Raw genomic sequence first — 21149 nt, 5'->3', positions numbered from 1 at the left:
AATAAATTTAAGGTTTGTGATAAAGCGATCCTATGACCTAACGCCGTGCTCGAATCTCTTCCTGCAGCTTGATAATCATCTCATCGATTTGCTTAACACCTAAATCTCCTTCATCTCTTTTCCGAACAGATAAGGAATTCGCAAGCCTTTCTTGGGCGCCAAGGATGAACATATACGGCGTTTTCTCCAGCTGGGCCTCACGAATCTTATACCCGAGCTTCTCTTCCCGACTATCAACTTCAACGCGAATCTGTGCGGCTTCCAGCGCTTCCTTCACCTGCATGGCGTAATCCATCTCATTCGCTGAGACAGGCAGCAGCTTCACCTGCACGGGTGCCAACCATAACGGAAAGGCTCCGGCGAAATGTTCCGTAATAATGCCGATAAATCGATCAATCGAGCCATATGCTGCCCGATGAATGACAACCGGACGATGTTTCTGATTATCTTCACCAATGTACGAAAGGTCGAATTTATCAGGCATCTGGAAGTCCAGTTGGATCGTTCCGCATTGCCAGCTACGCTTCAGCGCATCAAGAATATGGAAGTCAATCTTCGGACCATAGAACGCACCATCCCCCTCGTTGATCCGATATTCGATGCCTCGCTCATCTAACACACGTTGGAGCGACTTCTCCGCCATGTCCCATAGTTCTTCCGAACCCATCGAATCCTCTGGTCGAGTAGATAACTCGATCTTATAAGAGAACCCGAATACTTCATAGATGAGATCGATCAACGAGATGATCCGACCGATTTCTTCCTCAATCTGATCAGGTCGTACGAACATATGCGCATCATCTTGACAGAAAGAGCGTACCCGCATCATCCCATTTAATGCACCAGAGAACTCGTGCCGATGCACTTGACCAAATTCTGAAATCCGAAGCGGTAGATCACGATAAGAACGCAACTTGTTCTTGAACACGAGCATATGCCCTGGACAATTCATCGGCTTAAGCGCATATTTCGTCGCATCGACCTCTGTAAAATACATGTTCTCTTGATAATGATCCCAGTGCCCAGACTGCTCCCATAGACGCTGATTCATCATAAGCGGGGTGCGCACCTCTTGATATCCACGCGGTACCTGAAGCTCGCGAGCAAAGTGTTCCAGTTCGTTGCGGATTGTCATTCCCTTCGGTAGATAGAACGGCATGCCGGGTGCCTCTTCGGAGAACATGAATAATTCAAGTTCTTTTCCTAATTTGCGATGATCCCGCTTCTTCGCTTCCTCCAGCATATGCAAATGCTCATCAAGATCCGCTTTCTTTGGAAATGCCGTTCCATAGATCCGCTGCAGCATTTTATTGTTCGAATCACCACGCCAGTACGCACCCGCGACGTGCATCAGCTTAAATGCCTTAATTCGCCCAGTCGATGGCAAGTGCGGTCCCCGGCAGAGATCTGAGAACTCCCCTTGGTCATAGATGGATATGACAGCATCCGCTGGTAGTCCTGCAATGAGTTCTAGCTTCAGTGGCTCATGCTTCGCTTCGTACATTCGAACGGCCTCTTCACGCTGCACCTCGCGTCTGACAATCGGAAGATTCTCTTGCACGATTTTACCCATTTCCTTCTCAATGGCTTCTAGATCACGCGTTGACAGTGGGTGTTCGATATCAATGTCATAATAGAATCCATCTTCGACGACAGGTCCAATTCCGAGTTGAACGGCATCTTGGCCGAATATCCGTTTGATCGCCTGAGCCATCAAATGAGCTGTACTATGCCGATAAATGTCAAGCCCTGCCTTACTATCTAGTGTAACAATTTCAAGACGACAATCTTCCACTAGCGAATGACTCAGATCATAGGGATTCCCATGGATTAACCCAGCAATCGCCTGCTTCTTAAGGCCTTGGCTTATGGATTCCGCCACTTGCGCAATGGTCGTGCCTTGTGCATACCTCCTTACTGTTTCATCTGGCAAAGTTACTTGAATTTCCATGTGAATTCCTCCATTTCTTCGTTATCGCAATCTATCATTGAACGCAAAAAAACGCATCTCTCCCGGCAAGGGACGAGTGCGTTCAGCTCGTGGTTCCACCCTAATTCAATCCCCTTCCAGCCATGCTAGACTCTTGGTCCCTGGTGGCAGAAGGAAAATCCTTATTGGTATCCATTATCGTGGATAAGCCGGTGACGCTTACCGCCGCAATCGACATCATGCAGGTTCAACGTCACAGCTACAAAGGGGTAATCTACAATCGTTAGCTGAGGAAGCTCACACCACACACTTCCCTCTCTGACAGCCCGTATTGAAGATCATGTCTTTGATCATCGCCGAAATATTAACTTGGATTAATCATACCTAACATCATAAGCAAAAGTCAATAACTTGTTATATGAAAGTATAATTCTCAAAATTGATCCGATTCCTCTCATCTTATGCGTTAACCCTATATAAGTGCGGCAATTTGTCCAATCATTTCCTATTTTTTTATCATACTATACCATGTAGCACAAAATCTTCTAGGAGAGGGGGAGGAACATGGGAGAAATAGAAAGAGGTGGATTTGGCTTGTTTACTAGCACTGGAACAATCCTCGTATTGTTCATTCTGCTCGTAATTGTTACCCGCGCGTTCATATAAGAATGTCTGGATAGCCCTCTTCACGCAAGAAGACCATGCTGAGTCGAATGAGGCTCTCATGGTCTTCTTGTCATGTTTATGCTGTTGCGATCACCCAGTTGCCTTGCCGGAATAGAGGTTTCATGATCCCATCTGCAAGTTCGCCATCGATATCGAGTGATGTGGATCCGATCATGAAGTCAACATGTGTCATACTCATATTCGCACCGCGTGCTTCGAGTTCCTCTTTGGACAATTGTGTCCCTTCTTGAACATTAAATGGATATGCACTGCCAATGGCCAAGTGACATGATGCATTCTCATCAAGGCCTGTATCGTAGAAAACGCGATTCAAGTTCGAAATTGGCGAGTCCTGTGGAACAAGTGCGACTTCTCCCAAGAATTTAGCACCTTCATCACTCTCAAGCAATTCTTTCAAAGATTCATAGCCGACTTTGGCTGTGTAATCAACCACTTGGCCATCTTTGAAGGTTAATGTAAATCCGTCAATAAGTCCTCCGTTATAATTGAGTGGCATCGTGCTGGATACATAGCCGTTCGTACCTGATCTGTGCGGCATCGTGAATACTTCTTCCGTCGGCATATTCGCGACAAAATAGACGCCATCCTGATTCCATCCACCGCCTCCAACCCATACATGATCCCGTACGAGCTCTACCGTTAACGCCGTCCCCGGACCTTTGTAATGGAGTTTCTTATAACGTTTCTCGTTCAATAACCCCGACAAATTCTGAAGGGATTGAATATGATTCTGCCAGGAAGCAACGGGATCATCGTGATCAATCCGATTGATCTTGAAGAGTATATCCCATAACGCCTGCACACGATCTGATTCCGTAAGATCAGCGAACACTTTGTCTGCCCATGCTTGCGTTGGAACATTGGCCAGGCACCAGCTTATTTTGTTCGTACGAATATAGCTGCGGAATTTCTGTCTTGCCATCGATGCTGCCTTGGCAGCCGTTGAGATTTTACCGGAATCGATCCCATTCAGCAGGTCAGGATCATCTGCCAACAAGCTAAGCAGCGCACCTCCTGATTCACATAACTGCTCCATCGTCGAAGCAGTCCACTGCGGGTAGTATGTAAACGAATCGTCTGGCGCAGACTCGAACCGAATTCTGGATATCGTCTCATCGACCCAAACGACTTGTACGAACTTCGCCCCAGCCTCATAAGCTTTACGGACGACAATGCGTGTAAATTCAGGGGTCTCAAGAGGAGATTCTAAGTACAACACTTGACCTGGTTGTAAGTTTACGCCGACTTTAATCAGTAGGTCTGCGTATTTGTATAATTGCTGCTCAAATCGATCCAATGGTACCTTCCCCCACAACATCATTCTCATCACGCATTATATCAATGCATTAAGAATTCTGTCATTAAAAATAATCTGCGAACCAAGGCTGCGCATCAGGGATAATCTGTTCCAATTGGTCAATCCATTGTCGTGACGCATGAATTCTGTCGATACTATGAAGATACGCGGGACTCCGATAACTGAACATCATTGTTGTGAACGTCTGAATATCCATCTCCACATCTGCATTGCGATTCTCATCCTGTTGAAATGAAATTACTCGCCCCGCCTCAATACGTACGAAGAAGGTTCCTTGATTCCAATCTGCCATCGGATCTTGTATCCGGAGGGCGAGCTCACAATGAGCCGTTTGATGAAATGCGTACTTCATAAGGAATTGTTCAACGTCCACGATTCGCGCCATATAATTCGGGCTGATCCGCTGCTCGATCTCTCCATCATGAAAGTAAAAAGCAAGCTGCTCATTGGTATAGATTGTGCCTTTCACATGATAAACCATGGAAAAATGCGCATGGATAAAATTCCATAATCCTTGATGCGCCTCGTTGTCTAGATAGACCATCTCTCGTACATGGAACATTTCTTCTTCCACTTTGTAACAGAGGTATCCCGAGGGCAGTTTGTCCTCGTTATAATAAATCGCGAGCGATAGTTCATGTCGTTCCCAACGGAAGCGTTCATCCCAAGCGAGATGCCCGCGGATCATCGCGGCATGGGTTCGTGCGGAGAATAACTCATAGATGCGCTCTTTGTCAGGATGATCCCAATCCACTCGTGCTGTTCGTCCTGGAACGTCAAATAACTTCGGAAGCTGCGTGTCTCGTATTTTATATTTGATGCGATCGGAAATAATCTCCCACCCTTGCTTCCGGTAGAACGGAATAGAGTAAGGATAGAGATAGGAGACGCACTGTCCCATCTCCTTCATCCGACGCAGCGCTTCTCTCATCAACGTATGGATTAATCCGTGACCTGCATATTCTGGATACGTCCCTACCCCTGTAATACCTCCCATCGCGTAGATCACCCCGTGTATATTCACGTGGAATGGATAGATCATTAATTGGGAGACCAGCTTATCTTGATCGAACCATCCGATGACCTCGCATAAGCTTAACAACGGTCGTTTCTGTTCCTTCAAGAACTCGCTTCCGATTTCTTGGATATCATGATTCGTGATCTGAAATACATAATTTAGCAAGTCATAGAATTGCTCCATCTCTGATACATCCACTTGACGCATCACCAATTGATCTTGTAAGTCGGATTTCTTCATGGCTAGCCCCTTTAACCATAGCATGGATACATTTATTTCCTACCTAGTGTGTCACAGGGCATCGCTTTTATGCTCATTGCCCACCAAATTGAACAAGAAAAAAGCCGGGCGAATGAATCGCTCCGGCATCCTGTTGTTTATGGATAGAATGTGCTCGCAGGTGTCGTGGAGGGGCACCAGCGTGCAATTTTGAGGAAATGGATCAGCGCACGTTCGGCCTTCTCCGTTCCTATATAGTACAACGCTTCTGCAGCATGCGCTCTGACATACCGGTTCTCATCATCCAGCGCCTCGATAAGTGATGGCACGGCCTCCTCAGCCGATTTCCCTAATTTTGCAAGGGATAGACCTGTCATAAAGCGCACTTGCGTATCAGAATCTTTGAGGCAACGCGCTAGAGCTTGAACAATAATGTCATGCGGCTGTCCAATATTCCCTAATGCTTCAACCACACTAATGCGAACATTCGCGGACGGATGACGAAGCTGTCCAATCAAGAGTGGCACGCTGTCCGATGCAATCTCTCGCAGTTCACCTAGAGCAAATATCGCACGAGTCACGGTCTCCTCACGATCACTGTCCAAAGCTTCGGTTAATCCTTCAACTGCACCCGCTCCAGCAACGGAAAGACCATAGGCAGCGGACAAAGATACGATACGATCCTCATGACGCAACCCTTCGAGCAGCGCTTGGATGCCATGATCTCCATACCGTGCTAAGGCATAAGCTGCATTCAATGCAACGGGTTCGTAAGCATCTTCCAACGCCTTAGCTAAAGCAGTCACCACTTCATCTGCCGAGCTATTGCTCCGTAGAAGCCCGAGCTGATCTGCTGCTGTAACCCGCTCCTCGTTCGAGCTGCTGTTCAATTGTTCGAGCAGATTGGACACTTCGCCTACCTGGGATGCAGCTGCTGATGCACTGCTTCCAACTTCACCACGCATCCAGTTCCAAGTCTCCTGCCAAATGCACTCATGCGGGTGAATCGGTGCCGAGAATGCTGCTGGTGTAACCCATTCAGGTTGTTGATGATCCCAGCTTGGTACGGTTGGACTCTGCGTACGCATAAATTCGAACTTCAGCATATAACGCTCTTTACCTAAGATGTTCGCCGTTGAACGATGCCAGATATCATAAGCAATCAGTGCAAAGGTACCAGCACCTCCACTCGCTTTTGCTTCAGATTCGCTCTCATCTTGCTCGAACACTCTCGTAGCGTAGTTCTGAGTTCCCGGCATGACACCTGTAGGCCCCAGCTCTACTGGTGTATCTTGCGGGAAGTACATGATCATCGCCCACCATGGGTGGTGATTGCGAATACGTCCATAGCCGAAGTAACTGTCTTTGTGCCATCCGCCAGGTTGCGGCGAGTTATTGAAATGGCCGTGATGATGTGCATGAAGCATATAATCCGGTCCTAGTACACTCGTGAGGGCTCCAGTAATGATCGGATGATCGATCACTTTCTGTAACTCGCGAACACGAGGCAGCAGGTTATTACCGGGGTTTCCTTCATGGTTATACACGTAATTCAATTGCTCAAGCAACTGTTGGTGGAACTCGGACGAGAAATCAGTCTGAAGCAGTAAATACCCTTCTGTAATAAACTGTCTCATCTGTTCATCGGTTAATAATTGCGGTTCGTTCATGCTCATGTGTAGACCTCCTCATTTCTCCTGGTCAGGATTGGGACTCTTCGAAAAATCTACCCTTATTCTAAACATGAACGACATCGGATAACATAGCTAATGTTCACATGAATTTGCACAATATTAACCTATTTTTCGTCAAATCAATCAAAACATTTTACGATAACCCGAGGGAGGAAGACCGGTATGTTTCTTGAATACCCGTGAGAAGAAACATAGCTCCATACCTAGGGCCCGAGAGATCTCGGAGACCGAATCATCGGTTGCCGTTAGCATATATTTCGCCTTCTCCATCTTCATCTGGTGAACATACTGAATCGGCGTAACCCCCATCATTTCATTGAAATAGCGGATAAAATAATTCGGGTGGAAATGTACCAGTTCCGCCATCTCCTGCACGGTTATGTTCTGATCCAGATGCTGATCGATATACTTCAGGACAGTTTGGATTTTGTGCATCCGATGATTCGCATCATAATGCAATTGATGTTCGTATTGACCTTGTAAGGAACCCTCGAGGAAGACGCTTACAATCTCCAGTAGGACAGAACGCTGCATAATGATCGCCGTGAAATCCTTACTCTCTTGATAATGAATCAACCGTTGGAACAGCTGAATAAGATGGTCGTGATTCGACACATCGATAAAATGCGGCAGCTTGAGCAGCTTGAATAAGTCCATATCTCCGATTTGGGCGGTAAAATGACACCAATATTTACTGAACGTATTCTCGTTCACGACGCTATACGATTGCCGAACCCCTGCGGGCATAACGAATAATTGACCAGGCTTCGGTCGGTACGTAATCCCGTCTATCGTCAGTTGGCCTTCCCCTTCGAGTATATAGTAGAAGCGGTTAAAGTCAGGTACGTAGTTGATAGAGCGCCATCCGTGATCTACCTTCGTATGCGCTGCGACGGACAGATGAACTTGCACATTCGCAATCACATTGCGAAGTCGCGACAATTGTTTGGTTGATTTCACGATCCTCGCTCCCATGTCGAGGATTCGGTTGCTAACAGGTGACAATGCGTCTTTACTAAATTCCAGGTCGTCAATGGATTCATCTCCCATAAGCCATTATCATTCCTAAGAAGGCAGCAGTCATGATGACTCCTGCCGATATCAACCTATTGTTCAATTCGGACATTTTTGACTCGCACACTGCGTTCAATGACACCAAGTCGCCAGAATAGTGCAATCGCCCCGACAGCAAGACCCGTGATCAGGCCAACCCAGTATCCATAAGCCTCAAGTGTTGTCAGCTTCGCAAGCGCCATTCCTACGGGAAGGCCAATAACCCAATAGGATACTAGAGCAATTATAAATACACTATTCACATCCTTGTATCCACGCAGCGCCCCCTGAATCGGTGCTGCAATCGCATCCGATAGTTGGAAGAACAGAGCATAGACTAAGAAGGACTCCGTCATTGCAATCACGACCGGATCATGGGAATATAGCCCTGCAATTTTCACTCGGAAGATGACTAGGAACACGGCACATATCACAGCAAGCGATACGGCAGAGACCATTCCAATTCTTGCATATTGCTTGGCATCCTTGTACCGCTTCGCACCAACTTCATATCCGACAAGGATGGTTAGTGACATCGCAATGCTCAGAGGGAGCATATACAAGAGTGAAGCGAAATTAAGTGCAGATTGATGGGAAGCAATCGTAACCGTATCATAACCGCTCATAAGCAGCGTCACCATCGAGAATACGCCCACTTCTAGAAAAATCGATAATCCAATCGGCACGCCAATGCGAAGGATTTCTAGCCACTCAGCGAATCGAACGCGCTCCAACCGTGAGAATAAAGCCAGCTCTCGCATGGTAGCATTCCGTTTCACAAAGAATAGAGCAACGATCAAGAGGACAATATAAGTGATTGCGGTTGCCACGCCAGATCCAACACCCCCTAGTCGAGGAAAACCGAAATTACCGAAAATGAACAAGTAATTTAGCAGCACGTTCACCGGGAATGACAACAACGTAATAAACATGGTCACTCGAGTCATGCCGAGGCCATCGATGGTTGCACGGATAACGGTGTACACGAATAATGGGACAACCCCAATCCCAATCGCCTTGAGAAATGATTTCGCGACGCGATCCACTTCGGATTCCAAGTGCATCATGTTAATCAACGGGTCCACAGCAAAAATACCTAAGATGATTACAGCAACCCCGAAAACAACCGATAAATACGCAGCTTGTGTCACACTTGAGGCGATTCTAGATCGATTCCCTGCACCCATATTCTGAGCAACAATGGGTGTTACCGCAAGGAATATTCCCGTCAACCCCGTATATACAGGCACCCAATAACTTACGGCGACGGCCACCCCAGCCAAATTTTCCTTATTGAAATTACCTGACATGACCGTATCGAAGAAACTCATACATTGCAGGGCAACCTGTGTTACTAGGATTGGAAGCAGAATCATAACGACCTGCTTCAATTTCTGATTCATTGTAAATGTCTGTATCATGATGTGCTGATCAACCTTTCTCTCTTTCTCCTTACCCAGTGTAATAGCTATATATCTAAAAAGAAACTAGTAATTAGAAAAAGCCTGAACCACGCAGGATTGCGGGCCCAGACTTTATCGTATTCATATCCTCTTCTTACTCTGACGATTCTCCATAATTCGCCTGACAGAAAGCATCAACCGCTGCGACCTCATCCTCTTCAAGGTCCATATCTAAATACTGTCCGGTCGTCTTCTCATAAAGCTCATATTTCACGATGCCTGTCCGGTTCTCTTCGACAACATAGATCACGCGAATGTAAAGACCGTTCTCAGACCACAGCTCGTCATCTTCAGGAACATCAATATCAAGCTTAAATTCATAGCGTGTTCCTGACAAAATCCCAAATGGATCCTTAATCAATTCCACTTCAAATGCTGTTATGTTAATCATACTTGTATCCCCTCTAATGGCTGTGGTAATAATACTTCGATTCTCGATCGGATCGATGCTTGGTGCAGCTCTTTACCAAATATCGTCACGATCCCTCGATCATCCCTCGAGCGAATCAATCGTCCGATCCCCTGTCTCAGACGGAGCAGCATATATGGCATATCCACTTCTTCCATCGGATCCGCTGCATCCTTTCTTCTCGCTGTAAATACAGGGTCATTCGGTGGGAATGGCAAGGACCAGATGATGACATGTGATAAAGAGGGACCCGGGATATCCAATCCTTCCCAGAGCGTAACTGCGCAGAGTACACTCTGTTCATCACGCTCAAAGTCTGCAATCACATGACTAATCTCTGCAGAGCCTTCATATAAAAATCGGTAACCGAGAAGCCCTGGTGTCTGCGCCTGCCTGTGTCTGAACGCCAGCAATTCCTCCTGCGATGGGAACAAGATCAATGCCCGTCCTTCCGATTGTTCAAGAAGTCGGCGGATTTGATCCATTTTATCCGCAGCTGGATCATCCAATATCAGTTGACTTCGCATTTGATCTTCATAATCATAAGGCGAAGGCACGGAGAATGATAAAAAGTCATGAATTCCAAGACTGTTCGCCATATAATCGAAGGATCCATCAACTGATAATGTTGCTGAGGAGAAAATAACGGGCATCTTCTTCGCAAATACACGTTCACTCAAAATTTCCTTCACGGTCTTCGGCATAATAATGAGCGTGATCCCGTCTTCATCCTTCGTGACCCAAGTAATCAGTTGGTTCGGTTGTTCGAATAGCGCAAGTGCAATTTGGATCATCTCCAGATGCTCTTCGACAATCTTTAGCTGATAATCATCGAGGGAGAACATGCCGCTCTCGAACACCAACTCTTCTTCAATGACGGCAATGCGATCACGGAATCGTTTCACTTCCTGCATCAACGTATCTGTTAGCATGATTTCTCGCCGGTCCGAAGCTGGAACTTGACGACTATTACGATCAATCATGTCGAATAATAACTCGCTCTGCATAATCGCTTCTTCTACTGCTACCGCTAGAGATTCTCTGACTTCGCCCTCCAGCAATCTTACGACAAGACTTTCAAATAAATTATGCTTCAACTTGTACGTGAGCGCATTCTGTGCAGCCGTCTCCAAGAGATGTCCCTCATCAAAAACAACGGAACTATGCTCCGGAAGGAGCGGCAGTTGCCCTTCACGCTTCCTTGCTTCATATGTCCATACATGTTCCATATAGAAATCATGGGAGCAAATAATGAGATCCGTCGATTTTCGATAATGATCTCTAGATAATGTCTGACCGCATCGATGACGCTGATGGCAGACAAGACAGTCTTGGAACACATCCCAGCCTATTCTCCCCCATTGCTCATCCGATAGATGCGGAAATTCCTTCCGGTTGCCGTATGGGTGGAACGCTTGCATCGTGTCCGGGAAATGAACAAAATCCGGCAGATCTTGATAAATCGTTTGGTAGCTCTCTGCATCCTCAAATCCTGACTTGGCTTCATCGAGTTTATTCAGGCAAATATATTGTGTCGGGGATTTACTCAATCTCGCATCGATCGTGAGGTCCAAATAGCGAGCAAGCTTGGCGATATCTCCTTCCGGCTTGACCAATTGTTCGATTAAGGACTCATCAGCACATGCAATAACCGCAGGTTTCCGCGTATATCTTGCGTAACTGATCGCATAGAGCAGGTAGACGAGCGTCTTGCCGGTTCCAACACCCGCTTCAGCGAAAATCGTCTGCTTCTCACTATAGGCCCGTTCCAGCTGAAACGCCATATAGATCTGTTCGTCCCGGATTTCAAAGCCGGCTTCCGGTAAAATCTCATAGAATACATCCGCGATCCAATCACCAGCTTGTTTCATGAAAGACTCTCCGGGGTTAAATGCAAATGGGTACGTAGTCAATCGAATTTTGCCTCCAAATCATTAAGAAAAATACTTCACAAAAAACACATCCTACTACTATACACTAAAAATACCGATCTGTGTGCTTCAAATCCCTTGTATTTCCCGGAAAGTCGTATCCGGCGCTGTAAAAGATAGCAGCCTTGTCCCTTCCTCCATCAATGCTTGTCGTATATCCAGTTCCAGCGGAGCAAAAGGTTCAATCGTTAACACTGCTTGTTTCTTCTTGTTCTCGATTTTCCATAGACCTTGAACGAACCCGTCAATTAGAATTGTCGACCGAATGATACCATTATCGGTAAATACACGGGTACGATATTCATCAGCCATGATCCGACTTCGATCCGCGAAAGATAGCAGCATATTATCGAACTCACCAAGGAATCGAACGGGCGCTTGCGTATCCGCTGACGGACGAGGTGCATCTGGTAAATCATAGAGTATATGTCCTTCTTCATTTTGAAACGTCAGCAGCTGAGGCAATAGACGATCTATGGCCTCACGAAGCTTCGTTAACCCGCTCCATGTCTGCATATCCTGCACCGTTGCCGGGCCGAAGGCAGCAAGGTACCTCAGAATCATTGCATCAGGGCTCGTGGTGGTAGTGAGCGCTTGACCAAGCCATGCTTCGATTGTCGTATGCGTCGCACTCCCGCTCTTCCCCCAGAGACCCCGCGGCGGAATTTGGACAAGCGGAACCTTATTCCGAACGGCATTGGCTAGCGCAGCAGCATTATGATCAGGCCACTGCAACTGTAGGAGTTTGCCTAATTCAGCGAATGTTCGAGGATGCTCTTCTACCAGCTTTCGACCAGATACAGCGACCTCCTCGAGATCAGCTCCCTGTAACTGTCGCCCATAAGAGCCCTGAAGACCACGATCCATCACAGGTTGAAGCATAGGTCTAAACGTGAGACAATCTTGATCTGTCACAAGGTGAATCGTGGAGCGCATCAGACTAATGCGTACGACACGTCGAGACAAGATTAATGCCGATAAATCGTCTGGTTGAAATTCTCGTAGGCGTGACCATAATCCGAAATAAGGTGGATTCGGCACCTGTGATTGCATACCTACTAAATGTTCAATCGCATTGTAGACGGGCATATCAGCACGCTCTAATAATAGCTGGCGCGCGAGTAATGAGCGGTTTAAGGCTCGTTTATTTAACATTTGAACCATGGATTACCTCCTCTTTCTATGCATTCATTCGCACGATAACTTCTTCGAATGTCACCACTTCGGCATCCTTCTTGTTGCGCTGCTTCAGTTCAACCTTTCCTTCGGCTGCTTGCTTTCCGACAACAATACGATACGGTATCCCAATCAAGTCCGAATCTTTGAATTTAATGCCTGGTCGTTCCTCGCGATCATCGAGCAGTACTTCGACACCGTTAGCTCGCAAACGTTGATATAAGGAATCCGTCAATTCCGCTTGACTGGTATCCTGCAATGACACTGGAATAAGGTGTACATGAAATGGAGCAATTGCTTCTGGCCAGCATATTCCATGCTCATCATGCTGTTGTTCAACGACGGCCGACAATATTCTCGACACGCCAATCCCATAACATCCCATAACCATCGTCTGTTCGCGTCCGGATGCATCTAAGAAAGCTGCTCTCATCTTCTCGCTATATCGTGTTCCAAGCTTAAAGACTTGCCCGACTTCAATTCCACGGCTGAACTGCAATCTACCTTGATCACAATGCGGACATGCATCTCCTTCAACAACATTCCGCAAATCCAATACGGTATTCATGTCAAAATCACGCCCTGGTCGTACATATCGGATGTGATAATCTTGTTCATTCCCTCCCACAATAGCCTCTTCCATCCGTGCTACAGCATGATCAACATAGACCGGTACGGCAAGACCGAGTGGTCCTGCGAATCCGACTGGCGCCCCAGTGATACGTTCAACGGTAGCTGCATCGGCCAATTCGAGTTGTTCGACGCCAAGCGCATTCATGAGCTTGATTTCATTGACCTCATGATCACCGCGTACCAACGCAGCAATGACATGATCGCCTATACGATATATTAACGTCTTGATCAGGTGCTTCGGGTTGAGATTCAGCAGCTGCACTAATTGGTCGATCGTATGAATGCTAGGGGTATAGAATCGCTCAGGCATATCGAGAATCCGAGTATTATTAATATTATTTCCCGTCTGTTCACTTGAGAGTCTAGCCACCGCTTTCTCCAAATTCGCCGCATATTCACAACAATCACAAGACACTATTGTATCTTCTCCAATGTCCGCCAGTGCCATGAACTCATGCGTACCGCCATCTCCGCCAATCGCGCCTGCATCTGCTTCTACCGCTCTGACATGAAGGCCGAGACGGTTGAAGATCCGATGATAGGCTTGAGACATGATTTGATAGGACCGATCGAGACCTGCCATGTCTGTATCGAAAGAGTATGCGTCTTTCATCAGAAATTCTCGACCACGCAGCAACCCGAATCGAGGTCTTCGTTCATCCCGAAATTTCGTCTGAATCTGATACACGATAAGAGGCAGCTTACGATACGTGTTGATCTCATTGCGTACAATGGTGGTGACGACCTCCTCATGGGTAGGACCAAGTGCGAATTCACGCTGATGACGATCGTGAAGACGGATGAGTTCAGGTCCATAGATTGAATACCGTCCAGATTCCTTCCAGAGCTCCGTTGGCTGCATCGAAGGCATGAGCATTTCTTGAGCACCTACTACGTCTAACTCCTCGCGAATAATGTTCTCAATATTCCGCAGCACCCTCCTTCCTAACGGCAAATAACTATAGATTCCTGCAGCTAACGTGCGAATCATGCCTGCTCGAAGCAAAAGCTGATGACTGATCGCATCTGCGTCCGATGGTGCCTCTCGCAGGGTAGGTGAGAATAATTGACTTTGACGCATCGTATACTCCTCCTCTTTCTCTGTATGACAAAAAGACACATTCGTCAGGGACGAATGTGTCGTGGTACCACCCTTATTTCATCATCACACGGCGTATGATGATTCTTCGTCGATATAACGGTCGAACCCGGTATTGGTAAAGTTGTCAAACTGGATAAGCCGCAATCACCAATACAGCTCACAAGACAGGGGCATTCATTCGTAGCTAGAAACCTTGCAGCCAAGGGGTCTCCTCTCTGACGCGACGAAAGGCTGAATACCATGATTCTCGGTCAACACTGTTGAATATTAACGACAAATCTACAATATCGCTGAGCTATTGTCAAGAAGAATTTGGAAATCTAATTACCTTGTATTACGATATACTGTGTGATATTCTGTTAATCACGAAGTAGAAAGGAGTGAATATCGTGAACAAAGAACTATTAAAAGGCAGTATTGATCTTATCCTACTGAACCTCATCGCTCAGAAGGATCAATATGGCTACGAGCTTTCCAAAAAAATTCGATTGCTTAGTAATGATGTCTATGAAATCGGAGAAGGCACACTCTATCCAGCCCTTAAGCGTTTAGAGTCTCAAAAAGCCGTCGAATCCTACTGGGGAGAATCGATTGAAGGCGGACGCCGTAAATATTACCGCATTACGAACGAGGGAACCAAAATCTTGCAATCGAAAATGAAAGATTGGCAAACGCTGACGCGCCTCGTGACCCTAACGCATGAAGGGAGCGAGTAGCATGGATTTTGAACAATATACATCACAGATCGTTCAAGGCTTGCCTTGTTCCAAGCGTGAGAAGAAAGATATGCAGGACGAGCTCAAGGATCATTTAACCGAACTACATATGGACCTGATCGAAGAAGGCTGCGACGAGCATACGGCTTCAGCTATGGCCATCGAACGATTCGGGAAGCCGCAGTTCATCCGCAATCAGCTATGTCATGCTCTCCCGCTCGTGGACAAGTATATACGCAAATGGATTCTAGCGCTTTTCATTCTCTATACCTCCCTCCTCAGCTACGTCATGCTCCTATCGAGTGACCGCTGGGCACGTCGGGCGTTTACAATCGAATGGAAACGTAAAATGCTTGAGTATGGACATACGCAGAGTATGCACTTATACGAGAATACAGTCCCTTTTCACACTTTGCGTGATTATATCGTGAATCATCATCGCTATACCTTTACAACGATCTTCTTGAATTTGTTCGGCAATATCGGGGTTTTCATCCCGTTTGGTCTATTATTACCCTTGCTCTTCCCTTACTTCCGGTCAATTCATCGCATCTTTCTTGCTTCATTTACCGGATGTGTTCTCATCGAGATGCTGCAATATGCTTTCACCTTAGGCAGCTTCGATGTGGATGACCTGATATTGAACTTAATTGGCGGTATCATGGGATTCGGATGCTATAAAGTGATACATGCCTTGGTCAATCAATACAAACATGCAAAGTTCCAAATTCATGAATAAGCACGTTACACGATGCCCCTTGCCATGAAGAAATGATCTCATCACTTCATCAAGGGTTTTCATTTCAGTAAGTACATCGTAATACGATCTATATTGTGATATATATTCCAAAGGAGTTCCATCATGAAACATACCATGTATATTCTACTAACTTTAGTACTTATTTTATCCGTCGGAATTACAGGCTGTTCAAGTCCTGCTGCTCCAACTGCTGTACCCAAACCGATTGTTGTGAATCCTGCTTCTCCATTTACGTATGATGTTGTGCCCGAGACGTTCCAAATCTCTGTTACAAAAGACGGCAAGACAGAGATCGCGTCCGAGCCTCAACCCATACGTAAAGTCTCAAATGTGCAACGTGTGGGCGATAAAATATCATGGACATATCCTGACGATGGCCTACAGGTTCAGTTAACACGGGCAAAAGACGCGCTTGAAGTTCAAATGACGTCGACCGCAGCGAAGTCCATCACATGGCCAACGTTAAGCGGAGACAGTTATATGATACCTTGGGGGGAAGGGAAATGGATTCCTAGTCATGATCAGCACTGGAGAGCATTCCTAGCGGACGAGAGTCTGTCCTTCAATGAATCCTTCTCCATGCGTTTCATGACGGTGAACAAGAGCCAATATGCAATCATGTATGTTCTCGACAATCCTTATAACAATACGGTAGATTTCACGGTCGACCCACGGATCACGATCTCGTTGACGCATGATTTTCCCTCTATTAATCCGGATAAATCGTATAATTTCCGTATTTATGTAACCGACAATGATCCTGTAGCAATCGCCGGTATTTATAAAAATGAACTGCTCGCACAAGGAAAATTCACGACACTCCAGGAGAAAGCTGCGAACAATCCGAATATCGAGAAGCTCTATGGCGCACCGCATATTTATATGTGGAATAAATCTCTCCTCTCCGAGGAGGATATCCTTTGGCCGAAGTTGAAATCGAAACTCGATAAGCCATTTCTCGATTGGATCACTTCGCAGTTACCACGTGCAAGTGATGAAGGGAAAGAGCAAGCAGCCCAGTTCCGTGCTGTCATGAAGCAGGATTATTATGATAAATATCAGAAAAATAGTATGATCAGCGGGTTTAACGCGCTGCTCCAATCCAAGGATTTCTACCAGCCGGAAATATTCAAATCCCTGGATCGGTCAACCGAAGCGTTGATCGCCCAAGGAATCGACAAGCTGAATCCCGTACAATTATTCGAATTGAACAAACGTCTGCTGAAGGCTAAACTCGGCGATGCCGTCGTCGAAGTCGATCACTGGAATGAGAAGAATACCGTTCATTTACTACAGCAGTTCCAGCAAGCCGGTATGACAAAAGCTTGGCTCGGTCTGTCCGACTGGACTGCTGCTTATATGAATCCTGAGTTCGTTAAGAAGGCGGCGGAGCTCGGCTATTTGATTGGGCCCTATGATTCCTATCATTCCATTCATCAAGAGAAGACAGGCGATTGGGAGACAGCTTTCTTCCCTGATGCAAGTCTCTACGAAGACGGTACTATTACGAAGGCAAATGGGGAGAAAAAGACAGGTTTTCTGAAGAAAGGCCGTCTGCTCAACCCGACCTTGTCACTGCCAAGTGTCAAGCAGCGGATGCAAGAAATTATGGGCACCGGTGTAGCCTTTAATTCCTGGTTCATCGACGTGGATGCCGCCGGTGATTTCAATGATGATTACACACCGGGCCATGAGACAACAGAAGCGCAAGATATGCAGGCCAAGCTTGATCGTATGGCGTATATCCGTGACGAACAGCATATGGTGATCGGTTCCGAGACAGGGAATGATTATGCGAGCCAGACGATTGCATTCGCACATGGCATGGAAGCGCCTGTGATCAAATGGGGCGATGCCGACATGCGGACGAACAAACAAAGTCCATATTATATCGGTGGCTATTGGGGGCCGCAGGGACAAATTCCGGAACGTTACAACAAACAAGTTCCAATTAAAGAACTCTATGATCATATCTATATTGACCCTACGTATTCCCTTCCACTCTTCAAATTGGTGTATAACGATTCCGTGATTACCACAGCGCACTGGGAGTGGGGATCCTTCAAAATTAAGGGTGAAGTCGGTACAAGAATGCTGAAAGAGCTCCTCTATAATGTCCCTCCGCTCTATCATATGAATGAGCGAGCTTGGAACATCAACAAGCAGCGTATCACGGATTATTTGAAGGTGTGGTCCCCTTTCCATGCGGAAGCTGTCCAGAAATCGATGACAGATTTCAAGATACTGTCTGAAGATAGGCTCGTTCAACAGGCTTCATATGGCGATCAGTTACAAGTTACCGCGAACTTCTCAGATCGCAAAGTGAAAGTTGGCAGCGAGACAATCCCTGCACGTGCAGCACTCATCATTCGAAATGGCGAGCGTACATGGTTCCAGGCGCCGCAAGAGTAATTGGAAAAATAGAAGGACATCTCGTTCACGAATGAACGGATGTCCTTCTTCATGTCTCGCTAATCATAAACGGTAGAGCTGAGACGTCGGCTAATAGCGCATCCAGTCCAGCACAGCAAGGACCGGGCGATGATCCGATGCGACGTCTTCCTTCATCACGATCGGCTCTCCCACTTGCCACTGATCCTTCGCCCCAACCATGATGTAATCAATTTTACCATCTTCTGCATTCGTCCAGTCCGTAATGCTCGCCGTGGCATCTGTCCACACGGCTGACATCAGCTTCATCGTATCCGATCCAGGTATTGCATTTAGATCCCCTGCGAGAACATAAGGTGTCTCTTTGCTGTGCAGCTCAATAATTGCTGCCGCTTGCTTAGCTTGAATCTGCTTCGGATTCCACTCCAGATGGACAGCGGAGAACGTTAACGGCGGAAGCTCTTCCCCTAAATCCAACTTCACCGTTAAGAGTATTCGCTGCTCTCCCTGCTTGACATTCGGCAAGTACGTCTTCTGTTCAGTGATTACGGGGAACCGAGATAATACCGCAACACCGTACTCCCCGCCCATCAAATCAATGGCTTTGCCGAATACCCCTGTCATTCCCATTCGCCGAGCAAGTTCAGCAGTCTGGTCCACGTCATCACTGCGCGGTACATATTTGTCGACTTCTTGCAGCGCAATAATGTCCGGTTGTAGAGACTGCATGACATTCGCAATTCGCTGTAAATCTACAACACCATCCATGCCTTCTCCATGATGAATGTTGTATGTCAGCACTCGCAGTCTTACAGACGTCTGTTCCTTCCTGTTCATCGTCATCCTCTCATCGCACATCCTCTCCACCATGACGTTTCATCTTCTTCCCTCAAGATATCACAAATCCGATCGAAAAAGGCATGAACCTCAAGAAAATATCTTCTTGTAGCTCACACCTTTTTGTCTTATGTTACGCGTCTCATTTCGAGGACATGATGTCTTCCATGCTGCGATACATGACGACCCGATTTCTCCCTGCATGCTTGGCCGCATATAATGCTTCATCCGCCTTCTTCAATAAGCATTCCATCGTATCTTCAGAACCCTCTGCATTCGAGGAAATACCGATGGACAGCGTCACTGGACGTCCGATCGGACTTATTGAAGTTTCCATTCTTGCTCGTATCTTATCTGCGACGATGTAAGCTTCTTGTTCTGTCGTTTCCGGCATAAGGATCGTGAACTCCTCACCGCCATACCGACAACAAAAGTCTTGGTCCCGCTTCACTTCCATCATCACTTGCGCTAGAAATTTCAGCACTTCATCGCCAAGTTGATGACCATATGTATCATTAACCGATTTGAACCGATCCAAATCCAGCATGGCGAAAGCATAAGATATCCCCTGCTCTTCCCAGAGTGACGTGATAGCCATCATTGTTCTTCGGTTCGTTAATCCTGTCAGTGGATCCGCCATCGCTTCTTGTGACAGCTCATCGGTCTTCTGCTTCATCCGATCGAAGGCGATTGCAATCGTCTTCGCAAGCTCATTCGTCTCATAATTCCAACTCGGTTGAAGCGGGATAGAGGTTAAACTCTCATCCCCTTGCGAGAGACGTGATGCGGCATTCGCGAGCTGATACAAAGGCTTGGACAAGCGACGGGCAAGCCAGATCGACAACAATAATAGAACGATCAAGTACGGCATCGAGAACACGAGCATATTCTTAATGAGCTTGTTGCTGCGCGCTTGAATATAACTCTCTGGTGTTTGCGATACAATCCCCCAGCCGACTTCATCGACCTTCGCAAATCCTGCCAGATACCGAACACCTTTGATATTTGTCACTAATTGCTGTCCACTAACCCCATGGATTAGATTCTGTACAACAGGATTCTGATCTACTTTCTCCGCAATACGCGATGAATCCGGATGATAGATTAATCGGCCCGAAGAATCGACGACATAATAATACGATCCATTCTTATTTTTATTTTGGGTACCTAGAATGTTCTGAAAAATATTCGGCTGTTGCAAGTAGATCGAACCCGCAACAAATCCTTTGTAAACGCCTTTCGAATCGTAGATCGGGTGGCTAACGAGCACGATCAGCCGCTTTGTAATGGCCAGAAACGGCTCTGAAATAAGAGGGGTACGACGTTCGAGCGCCTCCTGCGCCGCTTGCGAGCTAAGCTTCTGGCCGATTAAGGACAGGTGGCTCGGTGAAGTCGATACGATCGTCCCCCCAGCATCCACGACCACAATTGAATTAAAATAATGGTTGGTATCCATAAAGAAATCAAGCTGTGACAGGACATTCGAATCGGTTAGAGGTACATCCGCGAAATAATCTGCCGTCACTTTAATGCTCTTCTTCATCGATACCATCAGAGATTGTGTCATCTTACTGAGATCTGTCGCGTTGATTTTGTTAAATTCTATCGTGTTGTTATATAACGAGATGCGCTCCGCTTGATAACCGACAATCGTATTGATAATAATTGTAACGAAGACGGAGATGAGTACAACAATTGAAATGATTGCCGATAATTTTAAGCCTTTTCGTGGCTGCTTGTTTGGTTCCATATCGCTCCTTTATTGAATGGTTGATCGCCTATTACCAATTTTGTCGAATCGATGGTAGAATC

General features: G+C 46.5%; 16 protein-coding genes. 4 read left to right on the top strand and 12 right to left on the bottom strand.

Going from position 1 to position 21149, the window contains the following annotated elements; genetic code table 11:
• Positions 1-37: 37 nt before the first annotated feature.
• A complete protein-coding gene (thrS, locus tag AC3WU2_RS15035; RefSeq protein ID WP_492455447.1) occupies positions 38-1951 on the bottom strand; it encodes a threonine--tRNA ligase in 1914 nt (637 codons plus the stop codon).
• 543 nt (positions 1952-2494) lie between these two features.
• Here thrS and AC3WU2_RS15030 point away from each other — a divergent pair.
• Positions 2495-2596 carry a YjcZ family sporulation protein gene (locus tag AC3WU2_RS15030; RefSeq protein ID WP_492455445.1) on the top strand — a complete coding sequence of 34 codons (102 nt, stop codon included), beginning with the start codon at positions 2495-2497 and terminating at the stop codon, positions 2594-2596.
• A gap of 76 nt (positions 2597-2672) precedes the next feature.
• Here the strand turns inward: AC3WU2_RS15030 and AC3WU2_RS15025 are convergent, their stop codons facing one another.
• From AC3WU2_RS15025 to AC3WU2_RS14985, 9 genes are all read right to left on the bottom strand, one after another.
• Positions 2673-3914: an aminopeptidase gene (locus AC3WU2_RS15025; protein WP_492455443.1), complete on the bottom strand. Its 1242-nt coding sequence runs from the start codon at positions 3912-3914 to the stop codon at positions 2673-2675.
• Between the two features lie 64 nt (positions 3915-3978).
• The gene (locus tag AC3WU2_RS15020; protein ID WP_492455441.1) at positions 3979-5193 is read right to left on the bottom strand and encodes a GNAT family N-acetyltransferase; all 1215 of its coding nucleotides are present in this window, start codon (positions 5191-5193) and stop codon (positions 3979-3981) included.
• A 137-nt stretch (positions 5194-5330) separates the two neighbouring features.
• A complete protein-coding gene (locus tag AC3WU2_RS15015) occupies positions 5331-6848 on the bottom strand; it encodes a HEAT repeat domain-containing protein (protein ID WP_492455439.1) in 1518 nt (505 codons plus the stop codon).
• A gap of 141 nt (positions 6849-6989) precedes the next feature.
• A complete protein-coding gene (locus tag AC3WU2_RS15010) occupies positions 6990-7826 on the bottom strand; it encodes a helix-turn-helix domain-containing protein (protein WP_492455436.1) in 837 nt (278 codons plus the stop codon).
• Between the two features lie 146 nt (positions 7827-7972).
• Positions 7973-9340: an MATE family efflux transporter gene (locus AC3WU2_RS15005; RefSeq protein WP_492455434.1), complete on the bottom strand. Its 1368-nt coding sequence runs from the start codon at positions 9338-9340 to the stop codon at positions 7973-7975.
• 136 nt (positions 9341-9476) lie between these two features.
• The gene (locus AC3WU2_RS15000; RefSeq protein WP_018758173.1) at positions 9477-9773 is read right to left on the bottom strand and encodes a DUF6509 family protein; all 297 of its coding nucleotides are present in this window, start codon (positions 9771-9773) and stop codon (positions 9477-9479) included.
• Positions 9770-11704, bottom strand: a complete 1935-nt coding sequence (locus tag AC3WU2_RS14995) for an ATP-dependent DNA helicase (protein ID WP_492455431.1) — start codon at positions 11702-11704, stop codon at positions 9770-9772. The genes AC3WU2_RS15000 and AC3WU2_RS14995 overlap by 4 nt, the downstream gene beginning before the upstream one ends.
• A gap of 87 nt (positions 11705-11791) precedes the next feature.
• The gene (locus AC3WU2_RS14990; protein WP_492455429.1) at positions 11792-12886 is read right to left on the bottom strand and encodes a winged helix DNA-binding domain-containing protein; all 1095 of its coding nucleotides are present in this window, start codon (positions 12884-12886) and stop codon (positions 11792-11794) included.
• Positions 12887-12902: 16 nt separating this feature from the next.
• Positions 12903-14612 carry a proline--tRNA ligase gene (locus AC3WU2_RS14985; protein WP_492455427.1) on the bottom strand — a complete coding sequence of 570 codons (1710 nt, stop codon included), beginning with the start codon at positions 14610-14612 and terminating at the stop codon, positions 12903-12905.
• Between the two features lie 410 nt (positions 14613-15022).
• Here AC3WU2_RS14985 and AC3WU2_RS14980 point away from each other — a divergent pair, with 410 nt between their 5' ends.
• The 3 genes from AC3WU2_RS14980 (at position 15023) to AC3WU2_RS14970 (ending at position 18521) form a co-directional block, all read left to right on the top strand.
• Complete coding sequence (locus tag AC3WU2_RS14980) at positions 15023-15349, top strand: PadR family transcriptional regulator (RefSeq protein ID WP_492455425.1); 327 nt, start codon at positions 15023-15025, stop codon at positions 15347-15349.
• 1 nt (position 15350) lies between these two features.
• Positions 15351-16088, top strand: coding sequence for a VanZ family protein (locus AC3WU2_RS14975; RefSeq protein WP_492455423.1), 738 nt, complete (start codon positions 15351-15353; stop codon positions 16086-16088).
• 123 nt (positions 16089-16211) lie between these two features.
• Positions 16212-18521 (top strand): glycoside hydrolase, encoded by a 2310-nt coding sequence (locus AC3WU2_RS14970; RefSeq protein ID WP_492455421.1) that lies wholly within the window; start codon positions 16212-16214, stop codon positions 18519-18521.
• A gap of 90 nt (positions 18522-18611) precedes the next feature.
• Here AC3WU2_RS14970 and AC3WU2_RS14965 read toward each other — a convergent pair whose 3' ends face one another.
• Together AC3WU2_RS14965 and AC3WU2_RS14960 are read right to left on the bottom strand one after the other, a co-directional pair.
• On the bottom strand, positions 18612-19337 hold the full coding sequence (locus tag AC3WU2_RS14965; protein ID WP_492455419.1) for an endonuclease/exonuclease/phosphatase family protein: 726 nt from the start codon (positions 19335-19337) through the stop codon (positions 18612-18614).
• Positions 19338-19479: 142 nt separating this feature from the next.
• A complete protein-coding gene (locus AC3WU2_RS14960) occupies positions 19480-21087 on the bottom strand; it encodes a sensor domain-containing diguanylate cyclase (RefSeq protein WP_492455417.1) in 1608 nt (535 codons plus the stop codon).
• Between the last annotated feature and the right edge of the window lie 62 nt (positions 21088-21149).

This window comes from Paenibacillus sp. EB106-05-06-XG162, assembly GCF_058791655.1.
Note: the sequence above shows the minus strand (reverse complement) of the source record. Positions and strands in the feature narration are given on the sequence as shown.